The sequence below is a fragment of the Photorhabdus sp. P32 genome (assembly GCF_038085095.1).
GTDB lineage: Bacteria > Pseudomonadota > Gammaproteobacteria > Enterobacterales > Enterobacteriaceae > Photorhabdus > Photorhabdus luminescens.
Genome location: NZ_JAZGJN010000030.1, coordinates 1 through 491, shown reverse-complemented (window position 1 = coordinate 491; position 491 = coordinate 1). Strand labels below are relative to the sequence as shown.

Sequence of the window (491 nt, the reverse complement as noted above, 5' to 3'; positions counted from 1 at the left end):
AGCGCTGGATTTACACACTGAGTAGAAATCGCAATCTCTTTCTACAGCGCTTAGTTTATAAAACGAGTCGACATTTACCTAATTTATTGAAATCATTTTTGCTGTCATCTGCTCGCAAACGCGTCGGCCCAGATTTTGATATGAAGCACTTGACGCCAAAATACATGCCGTGGGATGAACGGCTCTGTTTTATTCCCAGCAATAACCTATTTAAGGTACTGAAAGAAGGTAAAGCCTCTATCGTTACTGACCATATTGAACGCATAACTGAAAACGGTATTTCATTACAATCCGGCAAGGAATTACCAGCGGATATTATTGTTAGCTCTACTGGACTGCAATTACATTTTCTTGGCGGAGTTGAACTCTCTATTGATGGGCAAAAGCAACAAGGTCATGATCGCATGCTTTATAAGGGCACGTTGATACAGAATGTCCCTAATTTTGCCTGTCTGTTTGGTTATATCAATAACGCCTGGACGTTGAAAGTT

1 pseudogene is annotated in these 491 nt (G+C 40.5%); it reads left to right on the top strand.

The features are described from left to right. Positions 1-98: 98 nt before the first annotated feature. Positions 99-491 (top strand): annotated as a pseudogene (locus tag V2H77_RS00095) (FAD-containing monooxygenase EthA); the annotation flags it as partial.